The sequence below is a fragment of the Bacillus cereus group sp. Bce019 genome, assembly GCF_051781745.1.
Lineage (GTDB): Bacteria > Bacillota > Bacilli > Bacillales > Bacillaceae_G > Bacillus_A > Bacillus_A cereus.
Genome location: NZ_JBPWJX010000061.1, coordinates 1 through 532 on the forward strand (window position 1 = coordinate 1; position 532 = coordinate 532).

The window sequence follows — 532 nt, forward strand, 5'->3', positions numbered from 1 at the left end:
TAACCAGATTACGATTCGGCAGATATTGAATCATACAAGTGGGATTGCTGAATACTTAAAGTCAAAAGACTATGATATTATGGATACAAAAAAATTGTATACGGCTGAAGAATTAGTAAAGATGGGAATTTCTCTTCCACCAGACTTTGCTCCAGGTAAGGGCTGGTCTTATTCAAACACAGGATACGTAATACTGGGTATCCTTATTGAAAAAGTAACTGGAAACAGCTATGCGGAAGAGGTTGAAAATCGGATTGTTGAACCGCTCGAATTGTCGAATACATTCCTACCTGGTAATTCAACTGTTATTCCAGGTACCAATCATGCCCGTGGATATGAAAGATATGACGGAGAAAGTGAGCTAAAAGACGTTACTTATTCATACCCAGGTAGCTCGGATGGAGATATGATTTCTACTGCTGACGATTTAAACAAATTCTTCTCTTACTTACTCAGTGGCAAATTACTGAAGGAACAGCAACTAAAACAAATGCTTACTACAGTTCCTACAGGAATTGCTGAAATCGGCAGA

General features: G+C 38.3%; 1 protein-coding gene. It reads left to right on the top strand.

The window, feature by feature from the left end:
- Positions 1 to 532, top strand: a 532-nt coding sequence (locus ACS2QP_RS27390) for a serine hydrolase domain-containing protein (protein WP_438883019.1), incomplete at both ends; no start/stop codon positions are given.